Origin of the sequence: Streptomyces sp. GbtcB7 (genome assembly GCF_019091445.1) — a bacterium.
In the GTDB taxonomy this organism is placed as follows: Bacteria; Actinomycetota; Actinomycetes; order Streptomycetales; family Streptomycetaceae; genus Streptomyces; species Streptomyces mirabilis.
Genome location: NZ_JAGXJM010000541.1, coordinates 1 through 241, shown reverse-complemented (window position 1 = coordinate 241; position 241 = coordinate 1). Strand labels below are relative to the sequence as shown.

At 61.8% G+C, this 241-nt stretch carries 1 protein-coding gene; it reads left to right on the top strand.

The genetic code is table 11. The annotated features are described in order from the left end of the window. Window positions 1-33: 33 nt before the first annotated feature. The coding region (locus KVT44_RS56740) for a hypothetical protein (RefSeq protein ID WP_217577126.1) at window positions 34-241 on the top strand (208 nt) is incomplete at its 3' end.

Genomic DNA, 241 nt, shown 5'->3' with positions numbered 1-241 from the left:
CGCTAAGCCACGTCGCAGGAGAGGAGCCGTGACTTGATCCGCTTCGGTTACCACCCTATTCCTGACGACCTGGATGCCGTGCTCGGTCGCGCGAGGTTTGCGCGCGCGATAGTGATGGACGAGTCGATTGACGGACTCTACGATGCGGTCGACTCCGTTCGGACCGCTCCGCTGCCTGACGCGCAGCTACCGGCCGGACTGTACTGGTTTGACGGGGTCGTCGATCCATTGATCATGCAAG